The sequence below is a fragment of the Rhizobium sp. PEPV16 genome, assembly GCF_008919455.1.
Lineage (GTDB): Bacteria > Pseudomonadota > Alphaproteobacteria > Rhizobiales > Rhizobiaceae > Rhizobium > Rhizobium leguminosarum_Q.
The window spans coordinates 37,677-57,813 of sequence record NZ_VSZV01000333.1 but is presented as its reverse complement, the minus strand read 5'-3'; the positions used below and the strand labels follow the sequence as shown (position 1 = coordinate 57,813).

15 protein-coding genes are annotated in these 20,137 nt (G+C 61.8%); 11 read left to right on the top strand and 4 right to left on the bottom strand.

Going from position 1 to position 20,137, the window contains the following annotated elements; translation table 11 throughout:
- Position 1 precedes the first annotated feature (1 nt).
- From plsY to rpmG, 7 genes are all read left to right on the top strand, one after another.
- On the top strand, positions 2 to 622 hold the full coding sequence (plsY, locus tag FY112_RS23930; RefSeq protein ID WP_027665391.1) for a glycerol-3-phosphate 1-O-acyltransferase PlsY: 621 nt from the start codon (positions 2 to 4) through the stop codon (positions 620 to 622).
- On the top strand, positions 622 to 1,764 hold the full coding sequence (dprA, locus tag FY112_RS23925; protein ID WP_151519419.1) for a DNA-processing protein DprA: 1,143 nt from the start codon (positions 622 to 624) through the stop codon (positions 1,762 to 1,764). Before plsY ends, dprA begins: the two co-directional genes overlap by 1 nt.
- A gap of 249 nt (positions 1,765 to 2,013) precedes the next feature.
- A complete protein-coding gene (topA, locus tag FY112_RS23920) occupies positions 2,014 to 4,665 on the top strand; it encodes a type I DNA topoisomerase (protein ID WP_151519418.1) in 2,652 nt (883 codons plus the stop codon).
- Between the two features lies 1 nt (position 4,666).
- Positions 4,667 to 7,039, top strand: coding sequence for a ribonuclease R (rnr, locus tag FY112_RS23915; RefSeq protein WP_151519417.1), 2,373 nt, complete (start codon positions 4,667 to 4,669; stop codon positions 7,037 to 7,039).
- Positions 7,040 to 7,156: 117 nt separating this feature from the next.
- Complete coding sequence (locus FY112_RS23910) at positions 7,157 to 7,612, top strand: DUF983 domain-containing protein (protein WP_151519416.1); 456 nt, start codon at positions 7,157 to 7,159, stop codon at positions 7,610 to 7,612.
- Positions 7,613 to 7,865: 253 nt separating this feature from the next.
- On the top strand, positions 7,866 to 9,050 hold the full coding sequence (locus FY112_RS23905) for an MFS transporter (protein WP_017959960.1): 1,185 nt from the start codon (positions 7,866 to 7,868) through the stop codon (positions 9,048 to 9,050).
- 92 nt (positions 9,051 to 9,142) lie between these two features.
- A complete protein-coding gene (rpmG, locus tag FY112_RS23900) occupies positions 9,143 to 9,310 on the top strand; it encodes a 50S ribosomal protein L33 (protein ID WP_003547442.1) in 168 nt (55 codons plus the stop codon).
- Between the two features lie 746 nt (positions 9,311 to 10,056).
- On the opposite strand, the gene FY112_RS23895 is transcribed toward rpmG, so the two are convergent.
- A complete protein-coding gene (locus FY112_RS23895) occupies positions 10,057 to 11,430 on the bottom strand; it encodes a PleD family two-component system response regulator (RefSeq protein ID WP_011651390.1) in 1,374 nt (457 codons plus the stop codon).
- 18 nt (positions 11,431 to 11,448) lie between these two features.
- Positions 11,449 to 11,820, bottom strand: coding sequence for a response regulator (locus FY112_RS23890; RefSeq protein ID WP_003547430.1), 372 nt, complete (start codon positions 11,818 to 11,820; stop codon positions 11,449 to 11,451).
- Positions 11,821 to 11,952: 132 nt separating this feature from the next.
- Between FY112_RS23890 and FY112_RS23885 the strand changes: the two genes are divergently transcribed.
- Together FY112_RS23885 and FY112_RS23880 are read left to right on the top strand one after the other, a co-directional pair.
- A complete protein-coding gene (locus FY112_RS23885; protein ID WP_017959959.1) occupies positions 11,953 to 12,261 on the top strand; it encodes a DUF3572 domain-containing protein in 309 nt (102 codons plus the stop codon).
- A 2-nt stretch (positions 12,262 to 12,263) separates the two neighbouring features.
- Complete coding sequence (locus tag FY112_RS23880; RefSeq protein ID WP_017959958.1) at positions 12,264 to 12,938, top strand: hypothetical protein; 675 nt, start codon at positions 12,264 to 12,266, stop codon at positions 12,936 to 12,938.
- Here the strand turns inward: FY112_RS23880 and FY112_RS23875 are convergent.
- Positions 12,913 to 13,500 carry a GNAT family N-acetyltransferase gene (locus tag FY112_RS23875; RefSeq protein ID WP_043294471.1) on the bottom strand — a complete coding sequence of 196 codons (588 nt, stop codon included), beginning with the start codon at positions 13,498 to 13,500 and terminating at the stop codon, positions 12,913 to 12,915. The two genes, FY112_RS23880 and FY112_RS23875, sit on opposite strands and share 26 nt — an antisense overlap.
- A 76-nt stretch (positions 13,501 to 13,576) precedes the next feature.
- Between FY112_RS23875 and FY112_RS23870 the strand changes: the two genes are divergently transcribed.
- Together FY112_RS23870 and FY112_RS23865 are read left to right on the top strand one after the other, a co-directional pair.
- A complete protein-coding gene (locus FY112_RS23870; RefSeq protein ID WP_017959956.1) occupies positions 13,577 to 14,869 on the top strand; it encodes a DNA polymerase IV in 1,293 nt (430 codons plus the stop codon).
- A 193-nt stretch (positions 14,870 to 15,062) separates the two neighbouring features.
- On the top strand, positions 15,063 to 16,319 hold the full coding sequence (locus FY112_RS23865; RefSeq protein WP_151519415.1) for a L,D-transpeptidase family protein: 1,257 nt from the start codon (positions 15,063 to 15,065) through the stop codon (positions 16,317 to 16,319).
- Here the strand turns inward: FY112_RS23865 and dnaE are convergent, their stop codons facing one another.
- Positions 16,320 to 19,817 (bottom strand): DNA polymerase III subunit alpha, encoded by a 3,498-nt coding sequence (dnaE, locus tag FY112_RS23860; RefSeq protein ID WP_151519414.1) that lies wholly within the window; start codon positions 19,815 to 19,817, stop codon positions 16,320 to 16,322. It lies immediately after the preceding gene.
- Positions 19,818 to 20,137: the final 320 nt, after the last annotated feature.

The window sequence follows — 20,137 nt, the reverse complement described above, 5'->3', positions numbered from 1 at the left end:
TATGTTATCCAATCTCATGTCATGGCAGATCACGCTGCCGATCGCGCTTGCCGCCGCCATTATCGGCTATCTCTTCGGCTCGATCCCGTTCGGCCTGATCCTCACGCGCGCCGCCGGCCTCGGCGACGTGCGCAGCATCGGCTCCGGCAATATCGGCGCGACCAATGTGCTGAGAACAGGAAACCGGACGCTCGCCGCGGCGACGCTGCTGCTCGATGCGCTGAAGGCATCGGCGGCAGCCTGGGTCGTCGGCTATTTCCTCGGTGAGGAAGCCGCGATCATCGCCGGCTTCTTCGCCTTTATCGGCCATCTTTTCCCGGTGTGGATCGGCTTCAAGGGCGGCAAGGGTGTCGCCACCTATATCGGCACGCTGCTCGGCGTTGCCCCGATCATGGTCGTGCTCTTCGCCGCCGTCTGGCTGGCGGTCGCCTTCACCACCCGCTACTCCTCACTGTCGGCGCTGGTTGCCATGCTTGTCATTCCAGTTGCACTGTGGATATTGGGCAACGAAAAGGTTGCAGCTGTCATGGCGATCATGACCCTCATCTCCTACTGGAAGCATAGAGCGAATATTTCGCGCCTGATGGGCGGGACGGAAAGCAAGATCGGGGCAAAGGGATAATGGATGCGCTAAGCGCCGGACCAAAAGGCGTCGTGCTGACCGAGCGGCAAAGAATTGCCTGGCTGCGCCTCATCCGTTCCGACAATATCGGCCCTGCCACCTTTCGTGACCTCATCAATCATTTCGGTTCGGCCGAGGCAGCACTTGCCGCACTGCCGGAGCTTTCGGCGCGCGGCGGCGCCACACGGGCAATCCGCATCGCCAGCGAGGCCGAGGCGCATCGGGAACTGGAGGCGGCGCGTCGCTTCGGCGCCCGCTTCGTCGGCATCGGTGAGCCGGACTATCCGCAAGCGCTGAAGCAGATCGACGGTGCGCCGCCGCTTCTGGCCGTCAAAGGCGCGCTTGCCGCCGCCAAACGACCGGCCGTCGGCATAGTCGGCTCGCGCAATGCCTCGATCGCAGGCGCGAAATTTGCGGCGATGGTGGCGCGCGACTGCGGCCGGGCGGGTTACACCGTGGTCTCAGGCCTGGCGCGCGGCATCGACACGTCAGCCCACCGGGCAAGCCTCGACACAGGCACGATCGCAGCACTTGCCGGCGGTCTCGACCAGCCCTACCCGCCGGAGAATATCGGCCTGCTTGACGAGATAACGGGCGGCAACGGCCTGGCGGTGAGCGAAATGCCCTTCGGCTGGGAGCCCCGCGCCCGCGATTTCCCGCGCCGCAACCGGCTGATCGCCGGCATCGGGCTCGGCCTCGTCGTCATCGAAGCGGCGACACGTTCGGGCTCGCTGATCACGGCGCGGCTTGCCGGTGAGTTCGGCCGCCTGGTGTTTGCCGTGCCCGGCTCGCCGCTCGATCCGCGCTGCCATGGCACCAACGGCCTGCTGAAGGACGGCGCTTCGATCGTCACCGCACCCGCCGATGTCATCGAGGCCCTGGCGCCGCTTGCGCAATTCGACCTGTTCCCATCATCGATGGCGGAGGAACCGGAACCTGACGGCAAGGCAATGTCGGTGCCACCAGACGATTCCGATCGAAACCGCATCATCGATGCGCTCGGGCCGACGCCGGTCGAGATCGACGACGTCATCCGCCATTCCGGCCTCGCGGCATCCGCGGTCTATCTCATCCTTCTGGAACTCGATATATCAGGCAGGCTGCACCGGCATCAGGGCGGTCTCGTCTCGCTTTCCGATTGAACCTGGGTACGACATCAGGCGGCGGCTTTGCGAATTGCCGAACCGTGAGTCGAAAACCTTCGATAGACTATCTATAATTGTATTCCATCGATACTCTCCCTTCGGCTGCAGAAGACACAAGAGGTAAAATTGTAGCAAACCCCTTGACCGCGGCGATTTCCCTGTCCATGTCGGAGGGCCGATATCCATGTTGCGGTGTGTGTCGCGCTGGCTTCAACGCTGGCGTCGTTTCCTTTTTAGAGAATCATCATGAATGTTGTAGTGGTGGAATCGCCTGCCAAGGCCAAGACGATCAATAAGTATCTGGGTCCGGGATACAAAGTGCTCGCCTCCTTCGGCCATGTGCGCGATCTGCCTGCCAAGGACGGCTCAGTTCTTCCTGATCAGGATTTCGAAATGCTTTGGGAGGTCGATAGCGCCTCCGCCAAGCGGATGAAGGACATCGCCGACGCGGTGAAATCCGCCGATGGCCTGTTTCTCGCGACCGACCCGGATCGAGAAGGCGAAGCGATTTCCTGGCACGTTCTCGACATGCTGAACAAGAAGCGCGTGCTGAACGGTAAACCGGTCAAGCGCGTCGTCTTCAATGCGATCACCAAGAAGGCGGTGCTCGACGCGATGGCCGATCCGCGCGACATCGACGTGCCGCTGGTCGACGCCTATCTCGCGCGCCGCGCGCTCGACTATCTCGTCGGCTTCAATCTTTCGCCGGTGCTGTGGCGCAAGCTGCCCGGCGCACGTTCGGCCGGACGCGTTCAGTCGGTGGCGCTTCGCCTGGTCTGCGACCGCGAATCCGAGATCGAGCGCTTCATTTCGGAAGAATACTGGAACATCTCGGCGCTTCTGAAGACGCCGCGCGGCGACGAGTTCGAGGCAAGACTGGTTTCGGCGAACGGCAAACGGCTGCAGCCGCGGGCAATCGGCAACGGCGAAGATGCCGGCCGGCTGAAGGCGTTGCTCGAAGGTGCGAGCTATATTGTCGACACGGTCGAGGCGAAACCGGTCAAGCGCAACCCGGGACCGCCGTTTACGACCTCGACGCTGCAACAAGCCGCCTCTTCCAACCTCGGCTTCTCGGCCTCGCGCACCATGCAGGTTGCCCAGAAGCTCTATGAGGGCGTCGATATCGGCGGCGAGACGGTCGGTCTCATCACCTATATGCGAACCGACGGCGTGCAGATGGCGCCCGAGGCGATCGACGCGGCGCGCAGTGCCATCGTCGACCAGTTCGGCGAACGCTATATGCCGGAAAAGCCGCGCTTCTACTCGACCAAGGCGAAGAACGCCCAAGAGGCGCACGAGGCGATCCGTCCGACCGATTTCGACCGCTCGCCCGACCGTGTCCGCAAATTCCTCGATGCCGACCAGATCCGGCTCTACGAGCTGATCTGGAAGCGCGGCATCGCCAGCCAGATGGCGTCGGCCGAGATCGAGCGCACGACAGCTGAAATCACCGCCGACAACAAGGGCGAGAAGGCCGGGCTTCGCGCCGTCGGTTCGGTCATCCGCTTCGATGGTTTCATCGCCGCCTATACCGACCAGAAGGAAGATGGCGAGCAGAGCGACGACGGCGACGAGGATGGCCGCCTGCCGGAGATCAATGCGCGCGAGGCGCTCGCCAAGCAGAAGATCAATTCGACGCAGCATTTCACCGAACCGCCGCCGCGCTATTCGGAAGCCTCGCTGATCAAGAAGATGGAAGAGCTCGGCATCGGCCGCCCCTCCACCTATGCCGCGACGCTGGCAACGCTACGCGACCGCGACTATGTGACGATCGACAAGCGCAAGCTGATCCCGCAGGCTAAGGGCCGGCTGGTGACCGCTTTCCTCGAGAGCTTCTTCACCAAATATGTCGAATACGACTTCACCGCCGATCTCGAAGAGAAGCTTGACCGGATTTCCGCCGGCGAGTTGAACTGGAAGCAGGTGCTGCGCGATTTCTGGAAGGATTTCTTCGCCCAGATCGAGGACACCAAGGAACTGCGCGTCACCAACGTGCTCGATTCGCTGAACGAGGCGCTGGCACCGCTCGTCTTCCCGAAACGGGAGGACGGCAGCGACCCACGTATCTGTCAGGTCTGCGGCACCGGCAACCTGTCGCTGAAGCTCGGCAAATACGGCGCCTTCGTCGGCTGCTCGAACTATCCGGACTGCAACTACACCCGCCAGCTCTCCTCCGAAAACGGCGGAGAAGCAGACGGTACTGCGCTCAACGAGCCGAAGAACCTCGGCACCGATCCGACGACCGGCGAGGAGCTGACGCTGCGTTCCGGCCGCTTCGGCCCCTATATCCAGCGCGGCGACGGCAAGGAAGCCAAACGCGCTTCGCTGCCGAAGGGCTGGAAGCCCGAGGACATCGATTATGAAAAGGCGATGGCGCTGATCTCGCTGCCGCGCGATATCGGCAAACATCCCGAATCGGGCAAGATGATCTCGTCCGGCATCGGCCGGTATGGGCCGTTTCTCCTGCACGACGGCTCCTATGCCAATCTGGAAACCGTCGAGGACGTGTTCTCGGTCGGCCTCAACCGCGCCGTGACTGTTATCGCCGAAAAGGCGAAACAGGCCCCGGGCCGGGGTGCGCGCGGCACGCCGGCGGCGCTGAAGACGCTCGGCGATCATCCCGATGGCGGCGCCATCACCGTTCGCGACGGCAAGTACGGCCCTTACGTCAACTGGGGCAAGGTCAATGCGACACTGCCGAAGGGCAAGGATCCGCAGGCGATCACCGTCGAGGAGGCGCTTGCGCTGATCGCCGAAAAGGCCGGCAAGGCGCCAGTCGGCAAAACGACCAGGGCGAAAGCCAAGCCGAAGGCGGCTGCGGCCGAAGCCAAGACCACCAAGACGGCCGCCAAGCCGAAGGCAAAGGCGAAGGCGCCGGCGAAATCGAAAAAGGGCTGACGTGAGCAGAATACCGCGGGAGAGAACGAACCGAGCGGGCAAGCGCCCGGGTAAGATCGGCCATGCCGGCAAGGATGCTCCCGCCGTCGAGCCGCTGAACATCGTCCACGGCGCCCTGCCCTCGCGTGAGGTGATCCTGCGCTTCATCGCCGATCATCCGCAGAAAGCGTCCAAGCGTGAACTCGCCAAGGCTTTCGGCCTGAAAGGCGATAGCCGCGTCGAGCTCAAGCAGATGCTGCAGGAGCTCGAGCAGGAAGGCATGCTGCAGAAGACCCGCAAGTCGCTGATCCGTCCCGGTGCGCTGCCGCCTGTCACCGTTCTCGATATCACCACGCGCGACAAGGACGGCGATCTAATCGGCCGGCCGGCGGAGTGGCCGGAGGACCAGGGCGTAGCGCCCGCCGTCGCCATTCGCCAGCAATCGCCCGCAGGCCGCCAAGGCAAGGGCAAGGCGCCCGTCGCCGGGCTCGGCGACCGCATCCTGGCGAAGATCTTCCCGGCCGTCGATCGCGGCGGGCCGGCCTATACGGCGCGGATCATCAAGGTGATCGACAAGCGCCGCGGCGCCTCGATGGGCGTTTTCCGCACAGCACCCGGCGGCGGCGGCCGGCTGCTGCCGATCGAGCGGCGCGGCGAGGAGATGGTGATCGATCCCGACTTCACCGGCGGCGCCACGGACGGCGACCTGGTCGAAGTCGAAATCGCCCGTCTCGGCCGTTTCGGCCTGCCGCGCGCCAAGGTGCTTTCCGTCGTCGGTTCCGTCGGTTCGGAGAAGGCGATCTCGATGATCGCCATCCACGCGCACGGCATCCCGCATGTCTTCCCGCCGGCCGTCATCACCGAGGCGGAGGCCGCAAGGCCCGCCAGCATGTCGCATCGCGAGGATTGGCGCGACGTGCCGCTGATCACCATCGACCCGGCCGATGCCAAGGACCATGACGACGCCGTCTATGCCGAGCCCGATCCCTCGCCCGACAATCCCGGCGGCGTCCTCGTCACCGTCGCGATCGCCGACGTCTCCTGGTATGTCCGACCCAATTCGCCGCTCGACCGCGAGGCGCTGAAGCGCGGCAACTCGGTCTATTTCCCTGATCGTGTCGTGCCGATGCTGCCGGAGCGCATCTCAAACGATCTCTGCTCGCTGAAAGAAGGCGTCGACCGCCCGGCGCTTGCCGTGCGCATGAGCTTTTCCGGGGAAGGCCGCAAGATCGGCCACACTTTCCACCGCATCATGATGAAGAGTGCCGCCAAGCTCTCCTACCAGCAGGCGCAGGCAGCCATCGACGGGAAACCGGACGATCAGACCGGACCGATGCTCGAGTCGATCCTGAAGCCGCTCTGGCACGCCTATGAGGTGATGAAGCGCGGGCGCGACCGGCGCCAGCCGCTGGAACTCGATATGCCGGAGCGCAAGATCCTGCTGAAGCCCGACGGCACGGTCGACCGGATCGTCGTGCCGCCACGGCTCGATGCGCATAAGCTGATCGAAGAGATGATGATCCAGGCGAACGTCTGCGCCGCCGAGACGCTCGAAAAGAAGCGTCAGCCGCTGATCTACCGTATCCATGACGGCCCGACGCTTGCCAAGCAGGAGATCCTGCGCGAGTTCCTGGCCACGCTCGGCATCTCGCTTGCCAAGGGCGGCAACATGCGCGCCAACAACTTCAACGGCATCCTGGCGAAGGCGGACGGCACGCCGCATCAGACCATGGTGAGCGAGATGGTGCTGCGTTCGCAGAGCCAGGCGATCTACGGCCCGGAGAATATCGGTCATTTCGGCCTCAACCTGATGAAATACGCCCACTTCACCTCGCCGATCCGCCGTTATGCCGACCTCATCGTGCATCGCGCCCTCGTCGGCTCGCTCGGCTTCGGCGAAGGCGGTATCACGCCCGAAGAAGAGGCAGCGCTCGACGATATCGCTGCCGAAATCTCGACCTTCGAGCGCCGGGCCATGGCAGCCGAGCGCGAAACCGTCGACCGGCTGATCGCGCACCACCTCAGCGGCCGCGTCGGCGAGGAATTTGCCGGGCGGGTTTCGGGCGTAACGAAATCGGGGCTTTTTATCGCCCTGCCAGACTATGGCGCCGACGGTTTCGTCCCTATATCTACGCTCGGCAGCGACTATTTCATCTATGACGAGGCGCATCAGGCACTCTCCGGTGAAAAGACCGGGCTTGGCTATCGCCTGGGCGACAGCGTCACCGTGAAACTTGCCGAAGCGATCCCGCTTGCCGGTGCACTGCGTTTCGAGATGATCAGCGAGGGCCGCGAAATGCCGGCGGCGATGCGTTCCTTCCACAAGGCGGGGCGCCGCGACAGGGGCCAGGTTCGCAAGAAACCCGGAACGAGGCCGCCGCGCGGACGGCACTAAAGTGCGTCGCAATCTTTCAGATTGGCTCCCCGCGCTATAGGTCCTTGTTTTCACGCGTGTCGCGAAACCGCTGCAGAGTTTCGCGCGACGTGTTTTAGATCCGAAGAGGAACATGCGATGAGTACACCGACCGATCTGGCTGCCGCCCGCTACGGCGATACGCCCGAGGTCGAGCGTCCGCTTGGGCGCTCCATCATGCGCGGGCTGATGAACCGCTGCCCGGCCTGCGGCAACGGCAAGCTCTTTCGCGCCTTCCTGAAGCCGGTCGATCATTGCGCCGCTTGTGGCGAGGCGATGCATCACCAACGCGCAGACGACCTGCCGCCCTATATCGTCATTCTCGTCCTCGGCCACGTCGTGGTCGGCGGCTACATGCTGACCGACCTGACTTTCGTGCTGCCGGTCTGGGTCCATCTGGCCATCTGGGCGCCGATCACCGTCATCACGGCGCTTGCCTCGATCCAGCCGATCAAGGGCGGGGTCATCGGCCTGCAATGGGCGCTGCGCATGCACGGCTTCGGTGGCGAGAGGGACGGTCCGGACGATTACGACATCCCGGGCCGGCCGAATTAGCGCCTTCACCTTCCAGACATATTTAACGTGTAGTGCCAGCCCTCCACCGACCACCACCAAATGCGGGAGCCGACGATCCTCAAGACCTGACATGGTAAGCATTTCTTGCCCGAACGGGCTTTACATTCCGCAGATGGTCACTCACATCGGAAATACTGCGAAGCGGCATCCGTCACCTGGATTTGGCACGTCCGTGTCTATCTATCTGACGGGATCGGCCGATTCGTTCGCGCACCTCTCTAAGGATGGATAAATGTCTCAGCCGAGAACCGGCACATCGGGCGATGTCGAAGAAATCCATTGGCCTTCTCTGGTGGCAGCCATCTCGTCCATATCAGCCGTTGGCATAGCAATCGGCCTCGGTCTGCCCCTCCTCAGCATCATCCTCGAAAAACGCGGCATCTCGTCCACCCTGATCGGGCTCAACACGGCGATGGCCGGGGTCGCCGCGATGGCCGCCGCACCGATCACCACCAAGCTCGCCCATAAGTATGGCGTGGCGCCGACAATGATCTGGGCCGTACTAATTTCGGCACTGAGCGCGCTCGGCTTCTATTACGCCCAGGATTTCTGGATGTGGTTTCCGCTGCGTTTCGCCTTCCATGGCGCGACGACGACGCTGTTCATCCTCTCCGAATTCTGGATCAACGCCGCTTCGCCGCCGTCCAAGCGCGGCTTCGTGCTCGGCATCTATGCGACGGTGCTTTCGCTTGGCTTTGCGGCCGGACCGCTGCTGTTTTCGATCCTCGGCAGCGACGGCATCTTCCCCTTCCTGATCGGCGCCGGCGCCATCCTGCTTGCCGCCATCCCGATCTTCATCGCTCGCGACGAAAGCCCGGTGCTCGAGGAAAAGCCGGAGCTGCATTTCATGCGCTACGTTTTCCTGGTGCCGACGGCGACGGCAGCGGTGTTCATCTTCGGCGCTGTCGAAGCGGGCGGGCTGTCGCTTTTCCCGATCTTTGCCGTGCGCGCCCATTTCACCGAATCGCAGGCCGCACTGCTGCTCACCATGATGGGCGTCGGCAACGTCATCTTTCAGATCCCACTCGGCCTGCTTTCCGACCGCATCGCCGACAAGCGGCCGCTTCTGGCCGGCATGGCGCTGATGGGCTTCATCGGCTCGATGATGTTGCCACTGTTGCTCAACAACTGGCTGCTGATGGCCGGCCTCCTGCTTTTCTGGGGCGGCTGCGTCTCAGGCCTCTATACGGTCGGCCTCAGCCATCTCGGCTCGCGGTTGACGGGCTCCGATCTTGCAGCGGCCAATGCCGCCTTTGTCTTCTGTTATGCGATGGGAACCGTGGCCGGGCCGCAGGCGATCGGCGCAGCGATCGATGTCGCTGGAAATAACGGTTTTGCCTGGGCGATTGCCGCTTTCTTCGGTCTTTACGCGCTACTTTCCGGCATCAGACTGATGTTCATTCGAAAACGGGCTTGACTTTTCGGGCGGGATTCGTAGTTTCGCGCCAGAATTTGCCGTGGAGCCCATCCGGCTTCCACGGCTTTCATTTTCTTAAAGGCAGGACGACCATGGCCAAGGCTACAACAATCAAGATCAAGCTGCTGTCGACGGCCGACACCGGTTTCTTCTACGTCACGACGAAGAACAGCCGCACGATGACGGACAAGATGACGAAGACGAAGTACGACCCGGTTGCGAAAAAGCATGTCGAGTTCAAGGAAACCAAGATCAAGTAATCACTTGGCCTGAGGGATTTCAAAAAAGCGCGCGCCTTCGGGTTGCGCGTTTTTTATTGTCCGGCTTTGTGGTTTTCACGATGATAGCGCAAACAGACAAAACGCCGCCCTTCCATCTTCGGGAAGTGGCGGCGTTTTCGTGAAAGGGGGTCGGCCAGCATGCAAAACGGCACGAGGAACCGCTATAACTTGCCTACTAGCCGACCGACCCCACGACCCAGGAGATGCGGCGGACCTGAGCATCATGGGGTATCGACAACTCCTCAGCGGGAGCGCTTCTCTTATGAGCGATAATTTGCGCAAAAATGAAAGAAAATCAACAAATTCTTAATGATGAATTTTCTCATCTTGATTCTATGGTTAAAAGTCCAGATTTGGGACATACAAAGATTTGTCGCCTCTGCTTTGGATCGAAGCGTAGCACCTGCTCTTTCCAAGAAATTCGACAATATAACTTAATAACATACGCCACCCCTCCCCTTACGTGAGGTGACGCCGCCGCAATCTATTTGACCCTGTCAGCGCTAGGCGTTTTTTATAGTCTTCATTTCATATTGAGCTACGGCCTGACGCTCTCAAGACTATCGCGCGGCAACACATCCGCGGTAACGCGGCAAATCCATTTTTGGGCTATTGGGCCGCAATTTTTTCGCCCCGCAGTGCACAGGCGAAGATTAAAAATCGGTAACAGTTCGCTTACCGCAGTGGAAAACCCGCAAATGGCGCGTATGGCGGCAAGTGATTCGTCAGGCGGCTGCGGCGACCACACGGTTGCGGCCGGTATTCTTGGCCTCGTAAAGGGCCAGATCCGCCTGTTTCATCAGCTGGTCCGGGGTCAGCACCGACGTAATGCGCGAGGCGATGCCGAAGGAAGCAGTGACGTTCAGTGCTTCTCCGGCGTGTTTCAGCATGAAGGGAGCGTTTTCGATCGCCGCACGCAGGCGCTCGGCGACGGCGGCGGCAATTTCCGGCGAGGTGTCGGGCATTACGACAACGAATTCCTCTCCGCCGTAGCGGCAGGCGAGATCGGCACCGCGGATGGTCGACCGGACGCGATTTGAAAATTCCCGCAGCACCTCGTCGCCGCCGTCATGGCCGTAGGTGTCGTTCACATGCTTGAAGCGGTCGATATCGGTGATCAGCACCGAAAGCGGCCGGCCCCGCGCCATCGAACGGTTGAAGAGCACGTTCAGGTGATTGTCGAGATAGCGCCGGTTATAAAGGCCGGTCAGCGGATCGGTCACGGCAAGCTCGATCGTCTGCTTGACGCTGGCGCGCAGGCGGTCGTTATAGCGCTTGCGGCGGATCTGCGTCAGGCTGCGGGCAACCAGTTCGTTGGGATCGACCGGACGGATGATGTAGTCGTTGACGCCGAGATCGAGCGCGCGCACGACCATTTCGTCAGCGCCCTGCTCGGTGATGATCAGGATCGGCAAGAAGCGGGTGCGCTCCAACGAGCGCAGCTGCGAGCAGAGGCGAAGCGGATCGTAGTCGTCGAAGTTGGCGTTGACGATGACGAGATCGAACGCGCTTTCGGCCGCCTCGAAGAGGGCGGCCTGCGGATCGGAGAGGGCAAGCACGTCGGCGACGGGCTTCAGCGCCTTGATGATGCGCTCCTGCGAATTGGCGCGGCCGTCGACGAGCAGGACCTGAGCGGTCTCGTCGGCGCGGCCCTCGCCTGCCCGTGTGAGGTCATCGATGCCCATCGTATGGGCGGTGTCGGCGCGGATACGCAACTCATCGCTCAACGTCTTCAGCCGCAGCAGGCTCTTCACCCGGGAAATCAGCTGCAGATCGTTGACCGGCTTGGTGAGAAAATCGTCAGCGCCGGCCTTCAGGCCGCGTACGCGATCGGTCGGCTGGTCGAGCGCGGTGACCATGACGACTGGAATATGGGCGGTCTTCTGGCTGGCCTTCAGCCGCTCGCAGACCTCAAAACCGTCTATGCCGGGCATCATGATGTCGAGCAGGATGAGATCGACCTGGTTGCGCTCGCAGATCGCCAGTGCCGTGTAACCGTCGGCTGCGGTCATCACGTCGAAATACTCCGCAAGCAGCCGCGCTTCGAGCAGCTTCACGTTGGCCGGAATATCGTCAACCACCAGTATTCGCGCAGTCATCAGCGTCTTTCCGATGCGTCAGGCATCGCCCAGATAGGTCTTGATCGTCTCGATGAATTTCGGAACCGAGATCGGCTTGGAAACATAGGCCTCGCAGCCGCCCTGGCGGATCCGCTCCTCGTCGCCCTTCATCGCGAAAGCCGTAACGGCGATGACGGGAATCACGTGCAGCTCGTCGTCTTCCTTCAGCCATTTCGTGACTTCGAGGCCGGAGACTTCGGGAAGCTGAATATCCATCAGGATGAGATCGGGGCGATGCTTGCGCGCCAGATCGAGCGCCTCCATACCGTTTCTAGTCTGGATCGTCGTATAACCGGACGCCTCGATGAGGTCGCGAAAGAGCTTCATGTTAAGCTCGTTATCTTCTACAATCATCACCTGTTTGGGCATGACAAGCTGTCCCTACGTCCGTTCGCGCAGCGGTTCGTCCCATGACAAAGGCACATGCGGACAAAAGCTGCGTGAAACCGATAGCGCACGCTACCGGTATTTGGTTGAAGAAAAGGTAACTTACCCAGCGAAATGCAAAGCAACTTCAAGACTTCGAAACAACAGGCCGCCGACCCGCACGAGACAGCGATCGCCGTGCTCGGCTGGCTTGCCGATGATCCCGACATGTTCGGCCGCTTCCTCGCCCTGACAGGGGTGGCGCCCGGCCAGGTGCGCAACGCCGTCGACGATCCCGGATTCCTCGCCGGCTTGATGGATTTCCTGATGAACCACGAACCGACGGCGATGGCCTTCTGCGCGGCGAGCGGGATCAGCCCGGAGACAGTGACGGCGGCCTGGCGGCATTTCTCTTCGCCGGGCCTCGATTCCGGAGAATACTGATCGTGACCGCCGGGGAACTCGACATCTCGCATATCCGCCTCGGCGAACGGCCGTTGATCGTCTGCGACGTCGACGACGTCGTGCTTCAGTTCATCGATCCCTTCCAGCTTTTCCTTCAGAGCCAGGGCCACGCGTTTCTGCCGCGATCGTTCCGGCTGCACGGCAACATCGTCTCGCAAGCCGACGGCGTGGAGATCGAGGATCAAGAGGTCAGCCGGCTGATCGAGGAATTCTTCGAGGCGCAAGAGCTGTGGCAGACGCCGCTCGACCGCGTCGTCGAAACGCTCGAACGGCTTTCGGAAGAGGCCGATGTCCTTTTCCTGACAGCCATGCAGCCGCGGTTCCAGAACCAGCGCCGTCGCCTGCTCGACAGGATGGGCCTGCTCTTTCCGCTGCTTGCCACCGAGCAGCCCAAAGGGCCGATCGTTCACGCACTGCATGCCAGCCGCTCCCTTCCCGTCGTCTTCATCGATGATATGGCGCGCAATCTGCATTCCGTCAGGGATCACGTCGCTGATTGCCTGCTGATTCATCTGATGCCGAACTCGCCTGTCCATCGTTTCGCACCGCCCGCCGCTGACGACATCACCCGCGCCACCGACTGGATGCATGCGGCCGAACTGATCGAGGCGCATTTTCTTTCCGGCACCTTCACGCACGCAGTTCCAGCCGCATGAGCGGACGGCCGTCCTTGCGCCAAGCTATCGTCTCGAAACCGGCGGCATCGAAGATCGCCGTCGAGCCGATGCAGAGCGTCACGGATTTCGACTGCTTCACATGATCGATCGGACAGGCTTCGAGCAGCCGCGCTCCCTGGCACCGCGCATGGTCGATCGCGCCGGCGAGCAGACGGTGGCTCATTCCCTTGCCGCGCAGTTTGGGCAGCAGGAAGAAGCAACTGACGGCCCAGACGGATGGATCATGCGCATCGCCCTCATCGAGCGGCCGCGAGACGGTGCGCGGCGAATTGAACTGCGGCACGTCGTGGCGCGGCCCGACCTGCACCCAGGCGACCGGCGCGCCGTCGGCATAACAGAGGATGCCAGGCGGCGGACCCGCCTTGATCCGCTCCCGCATATGCGCCTTGCGTTCGTCGGCAGCCATCTTGGTCCTCACCGCATGCGGCAGGCGCAACGCGACGCACCAGCAGTTATAGAAGCCACCCTGCGGCCCGAACACGACTTCGAAATCGTCCCAGCGTTCTGGCGTTACCGGCTCGAAACGAAGATCGTTATCCAAAGGCAAAGCTCCCGGCCTCTCTTGAGACTCGGAAGCTTAAGGCGTAATCTCCGGCCGTTCAATCTTTGTTCTCATCATGACGCCTGCGCCTGACAAGACACCCGGCTTCTGTCGCGACTGCCTTGCTGAGCAGAAGGGCGAGGCGCGCCGTTGCGTTTCCTGCGGCAGCCCGCGCCTCGTGCGCCATCGCGAACTCTACGCGCTGACGCTCGCCCATATCGATTGCGACGCCTTTTACGCAGCCGTCGAGAAACGCGACAATCCCGAGCTTGCCGACAAGCCTGTCATTATCGGCGGCGGCAAACGCGGCGTGGTTTCCACCGCCTGCTATATCGCCCGTATTCACGGCGTGCGTTCGGCCATGCCGATGTTCAAGGCGCTGGAGGCATGCCCTCAAGCGATCGTCATCCGCCCCGACATGGAGAAATATGTCCGGGTCGGACGGCAGGTGCGCGCCATGATGCAGGATCTGACGCCGCTGGTGCAGCCGCTATCGATCGATGAGGCCTTCCTGGAGCTCGGCGGCACCGAGAGGCTGCATCACGATCCGCCGGCGCGCACGCTGGCCAAATTTGCCCGTCGCATCGAAAGAGAGATCGGCATCACCGTTTCGGTCGGGCTTTCCTATTGCAAATTTCTCGCCAAGGTCGCCTCCGATCTGCAGAAGCCGCGCGGCTTTTCGGTCATCGGCCGAGAGGAAGCGGTCGAGTTCCTGGCACCGCGTCCCGTCACCACGATCTGGGGCGTCGGCAAGGCCTTTGCGGCGACGCTGGAAGCGGACGGCATCCGCACCATCAGCCAGTTGCAGCAGATGGAGGAAAACGACCTGATGCGCCGCTACGGCAGCATCGGCCAGCGGCTCGCACGGCTGTCGCGCGGCGTCGACGACCGCGAAGTGCATCTCAATGATGCGGCCAAGAGCGTTTCGTCCGAGACAACTTTCTTCGATGACATCTCGCGTTATGACGATCTGGTGCCGATCCTGCGCAACCTCTCCGAGAAGGTCTCCTGGCGGCTGAAGAAAAACGGCATTGCCGGCCAGACCGTGGTCTTGAAGATGAAGACCGCCGATTTCAAATCGCGCACCCGCAACCGCAAGCTCGAAGACCCGACCCAGCTTGCCGACAGGATCTTCCGCACCGGGCTCGAGCTTCTCGAAAAAGAGACTGACGGTACGAAGTTCCGCCTGCTCGGCATCGGCGTCACCGATCTCGGCGATGCCGGCCGCGCCGATCCGCCCGATCTCATCGACCAGCAATCAGGGCGGCGAGCGGCTGCCGAAGCGGCGATGGACAAGCTGCGCGACAAGTTCGGCAATAAGACGGTCGAGACCGGCTACACCTTCGGCAACGGCAAGCGCGATCACTAGCGCATAACCCCGAAAATCGGAATCGATTTTCGGAAAGGATTATGCGCAGATTCAAAGTGATAGAGCGTCCTTAGCGCGTCTGAAGACGAGCGGCGCTCTAACGCGTGAAACCTGCGGGTGATCCAGCCTATAAAATCTTCGTTAAACTTCGTCCCATAATGTGCCGGGCAAGTATTGCGTATGGTTGGGTATCATGTTCTCGCGTCTCGTCTTCGGCCTCGGCTTGCTGTCGGCCACCGCACTCGTACACCCCGCTCTTGCCGCGGATGCGCGCACGCTGCAGATCATCGTCTCGAAGGACAAGCAGTCGCTTGCGGTCTATGATGGCACCGAGGTCGTCGCGACCTCGAAGGTCTCGACCGGCAAGGACGGCCACACGACGCCGAGCGGCATATTTTCGGTGCTGGAAAAGCAGAAATACCACGAATCCAATCTCTATTCCAACGCCCCCATGCCGTTCATGCAACGGCTGACCTGGTCCGGCATCGCGCTGCACGAATCCAATTCGGTGCCGCGTTATCCGGCCTCGCATGGCTGCGTGCGCATGCCCGGCACCTTCGCAAAAATGCTCTATGGGATGACCGACCGCGGTGTCCCCGTCATTATCAGCGACGGTGAACTGGCGCCGGAACCGATCGACCATCCGACGCTTTTCCATCCGGATGCACCGGCGGCGATGCCGCTGCTTTCGGATGTCGAGTTGCGGCCCTCCATGCCCGACGGCCTCGGGGAGCCGGTACAGGTGGCGATGAACGACACGGCTGCGATGCCGATGCCGGCCGTGCCGCCGATTGCAGCGCCCGAACCCGAGCCGCCGTCCGAGCCGATCAGCATGCTCGTTACGCGACGGACACTGCGCGAGACGGTGATCGGCATCCAGACCCTGCTAAACCAGCTCGGCTTTTCCGCCGGCAATCCGGACGGCTTGCTCGGTCCGTCGACCGTGCAGGCGATCAAGGCTTTCAGGACATTGCGGCCGACCGAATTCGCCGCCGACAGGAGCCTGGTCTCCGACACGCTTCTCAGGGAAGTCTATGCCGCGGCTGGCAGGGGCGAGCCGCCGAACGGCGTCATCATGGTGCGGCAGGCTTTCAAGCCCCTCTTCGAAGCGCCGGTGACGATCGCCGATCCGGGACTGGCGCTTGGCACGCATTTCTTCACGTTGCATGCCGTGGATGCAAAGGCCGGCACGGCGGACTGGCTCAGCATCACGCTTGAGAACAATCTCTCCCGCGAAACGATGAAGCGGCTCGGCATCACCAATCAGGAAAGCTCGATCATCACAGGCAAACCGATCGCCCGTTCGCTCAGCCGGATTACCATCCCCGACGAGACCCGCCGCAAGATCGACGCCCTCATCGCGCCGGGCTCGACGCTGACGATCTCCGATACCGGCCTCGGCCGGGAGACCGGCGAAGGCACGGATTTCATCACCATCACCCGCGGATGATCAGACAAGCTCGACGTCTACGACGCCGGGGGCGGCGCGAAGGGCGGCGGCAATCTCCGGCGTGATGCGGTATTTCTCCGACAGCGCCACTTCCACCTCGCGTTTGCCATCCTCCTTGATGACGATGAAGGAGACGAGGCCGTCACCCTTGGCGTTCAGATGGCCGGCGACCATCCTCAGCGGTCCGGAATCGCGGACATAGACGCGCAGCGCCTTCTGCATCTGCAGCGACTTTTCCTCCAGCGACTGGATCGTCTGGATGCGCAGGCCGATGCCCTCCGGCCGCTCCTCGCCCGTCGCGGTCAGCACGAAAGATTTTCCCGACTCGAGCACATCGCGATATTGGTTCAGCATTTCCGAAAACAGCACCGCTTCGAACTGGCCTGAAGAATCCGAAAAGACGATGATGCCCATCTTGTTGCCGGTGCGAGTCTTGCGCTCCTGCTTCGAGATGACGGTACCAGCAAGGCGCGCATTGGCCGCGCCCTGTTTGATGGCGGCGGAAAATTCGGCAAAGGTCTGCACCCGCATCTTCTGCAGGATGTTGTTGTAGGAATCGAGCGGGTGGGCTGTCAGATAAAAGCCCAGCACCTGGAATTCCTTGAGCAGTCGCTCGGAGGGGAGCCAGGGGGAGAACGGCGGCAGGGAGATCTTCTCGGGCCCCGACGTCAGCGTACTGCCGAAAATGTCCGACTGGCCGCTCAGCTTGTTCTCCTGGGCGCGTTGGGCATAACCGAGAACTCGGTCGAGGCCGGCTGCCAGCTGGGCGCGGTCCATGTCGAAACAATCGAAGGCGCCGGCATAGATCAGGCTTTCAAGCACGCGACGATTGACCTGGCGCGGATCGATGCGCAGGCAGAAATCCTCGATACTGGCGAAGGGTTTGTCGCCACGCACCTCGACGATATGGTCGACGGCGGATTCGCCGACGCCCTTGAGGGCGGCGAGCGCGTAATAGATGCGGTTGTCGCCGGTCTCGAAATGGCGGAAGGAGGTCTGCACCGAGGGTGCGATCACCTCGATGCCGAGGCGCTTGGCATCCTGGCGGAAATCATTGACCTTTTCCGTGTTGGACATATCGAGCGTCATCGAGGCGGCGAGGAATTCGACCGGATAATGCGCCTTCATGTAGGCCGTCTGGTAGGAGACGATGGCATAGGCGGCGGCATGCGACTTGTTGAAGCCGTAATTGGCGAACTTCGCCAGCAGTTCGAAGATATTGTCGGCCTGCGGCTTCGATACACCATTCTTGACAGCGCCAACGACGAAACGTTCGCGCTGCTGGTCCATCTCGGCCTTGATCTTCTTACCCATGGCGCGGCGCAGAAGGTCGGCTTCGCCCAGCGAATAGCCAGACAGCACCTGGGCGATCTGCATCACCTGTTCCTGATAGACGATGACGCCTTGTGTTTCCTTGAGCAGGTGGTCGATCATCGGATGGATCGATTCCAGCTCTTCGTCGCCGTGCTTGCGGGCATTGTAGGTCGGGATGTTCTCCATCGGGCCGGGACGGTAGAGCGCCACCAGCGCGATGATGTCCTCGATGCAGTCCGGCTTCATGCCGATCAACGCCTTGCGCATGCCGGCACTTTCCACCTGGAACACGCCGACCGTCTCGCCGCGCGACAGCATCTCGTAGGTCTTCTTATCGTCGAGAGGAATGGCTGCGAGATCGACCTTGACGCCGAGCTTGGCGACGAAATCGACCGCGACCTTCAGCACGGTCAGCGTCTTCAGGCCAAGGAAGTCGAACTTGACGAGGCCCGCCTGCTCCACCCATTTCATGTTGAACTGGGTGACCGGCATGTCCGAACGCGGATCGCGATACATCGGCACCAGCTTAGAAAGCGGCCTGTCGCCGATGACGATACCGGCGGCGTGAGTCGAGGCGTGGCGGTAAAGCCCCTCGATCTTCTGGGCGATGTCGAGCAGGCGCGCGACCACCGGTTCTTTCGCCGCCTCCTCCTGCAACTTCGGCTCCTCCTCGATCGCCTTGGACAGCGGCGTCGGATTGGCGGGATTGTTCGGCACGAGTTTGCAGATCTTGTCGACCTGGCCATAGGGCATTTCCAGCACGCGGCCGACGTCGCGAAGGGCGGCGCGCGCTTGCAGCGAACCGAAGGTGATGATCTGCGCCACCTGCTCGCGACCATACTTGGCCTGGACGTAGCGGATCACCTCTTCGCGGCGGTCCTGGCAGAAATCGATGTCGAAGTCGGGCATCGAGACGCGTTCCGGATTGAGGAAGCGCTCGAAGAGCAGCGAAAAACGCAAGGGATCGACGTCGGTGATCGTCAATGCATAGGCGACCAGCGAACCGGCGCCCGAACCGCGGCCGGGACCGACCGGAATGTCATGCTGCTTGGCCCATTTGATGAAGTCGGCAACGATCAGGAAGTAGCCGGGGAAACGCATGCGCTCGATGACGCTAAGTTCGAAATCCAGCCGTTCGCGATAATCCTTTTCCTCGTAACCCGGCGACATGCCGAGCGTTGCAAGCCGCATGTCCAGTCCTTCGACCGCCTGGCGGCGCAGCTCGCTCGCCTCGGCGCGTTCGGCCTCCTCGGCATCGTCGGTCGCACCGGTGAAGCGTGGCAGGATCGGCTTTCGCGTCTTCAGCGCGAAGGAGCAGCGCGTGGCAATCTCGATCGTATTTTCCAGTGCTTCCGGCAGGTCGGCGAAAAGCTTGACCATCTCGGCCCGGCTCTTCAGATAGTGATCCGGCGTCAGGCGAAAGCGGCTGTCGTCGGAGACGATGGCGTTGTGCGCGACCGCCATCAGCGCATCATGGGCGTCGTAATCGTCGCGTGTGGGAAAGAAGGCCTCGTTGGTCGCAACCAGCGGCAGGTCGTGGGCGTAGGCGAGCCCGATAATCTTCTGCTCGTGCCGCTTGTCGTAGGTGCCGTGGCGCTGCAGCTCGACATAAAGCCTGTCGCCGAAGAGGTGCTTCAGCGTGAGCAGCCGGGCTTCCGCCTGAGCGGGATGGCCTTCCTTGATCGCCACGTCGACCGGCCCGGTCAAGGCACCGCTCAATGCGATCAGCCCTTCCGTGCCCGCCTCCTCCAGCCAGGAAGCACTGATATGAACGGCTTGGTTGCTTTCGCCGCCGAGATAGGCCCGGCTGACGAGATCGACCAGCCGTTCGTAACCGGCATCCGTCGCGGCGAGAAGAACGATCGACGGCAGCTTGACCAGGGCCTGCTGGCCGCCGCGCTTTTCCGTTTCCAGCCCGTCTTCCATGTCGATCGAGACCTGGCAGCCGATGATCGGCTGCAGACCGTCTTCCATCGCCTTCTGAGAGAATTCGAGGGCAACGAACAGATTGTTGGTGTCGGTAATCGCAATCGCCGGCTGGCTGTCGCCGGTCGCTTTGTAGAGGATCTTCTTCAGCGGCAGGGCGCCCTCGAGAAGCGAATAGGCGGAATGGACCCTCAGGTGGATGAAACCCGGCGTGCCGCCGGTTGCCTCACCCGTTGAACCCTTTGCCGTATCCGCCATGACATGCCTTCCCAATCACCCGAATGAATCGGACGCATTGTCGGCATTGAGGGCGATGATGTCCAGCAGAAGTCCCGCGTCCTGAGCGCATGACTGCCATGCGATCCCCTGAAAACTTTAGAGCGCCATGACGATGAGCGAGAAGCTTGCAACGAACATTGCGATGGAGGTGAATGCTGCGATATCACGGATCATGTCAGTCATCGGGCTCTCCTTTACTCGTTATGTTTTCAATTTGTTCCATGTATGTTCCGTTGTCAACAGGAATCTTTTCCTCCTTTCTTGTATTTGGAAATCCCAGGAATAGGCGACGAATCGGC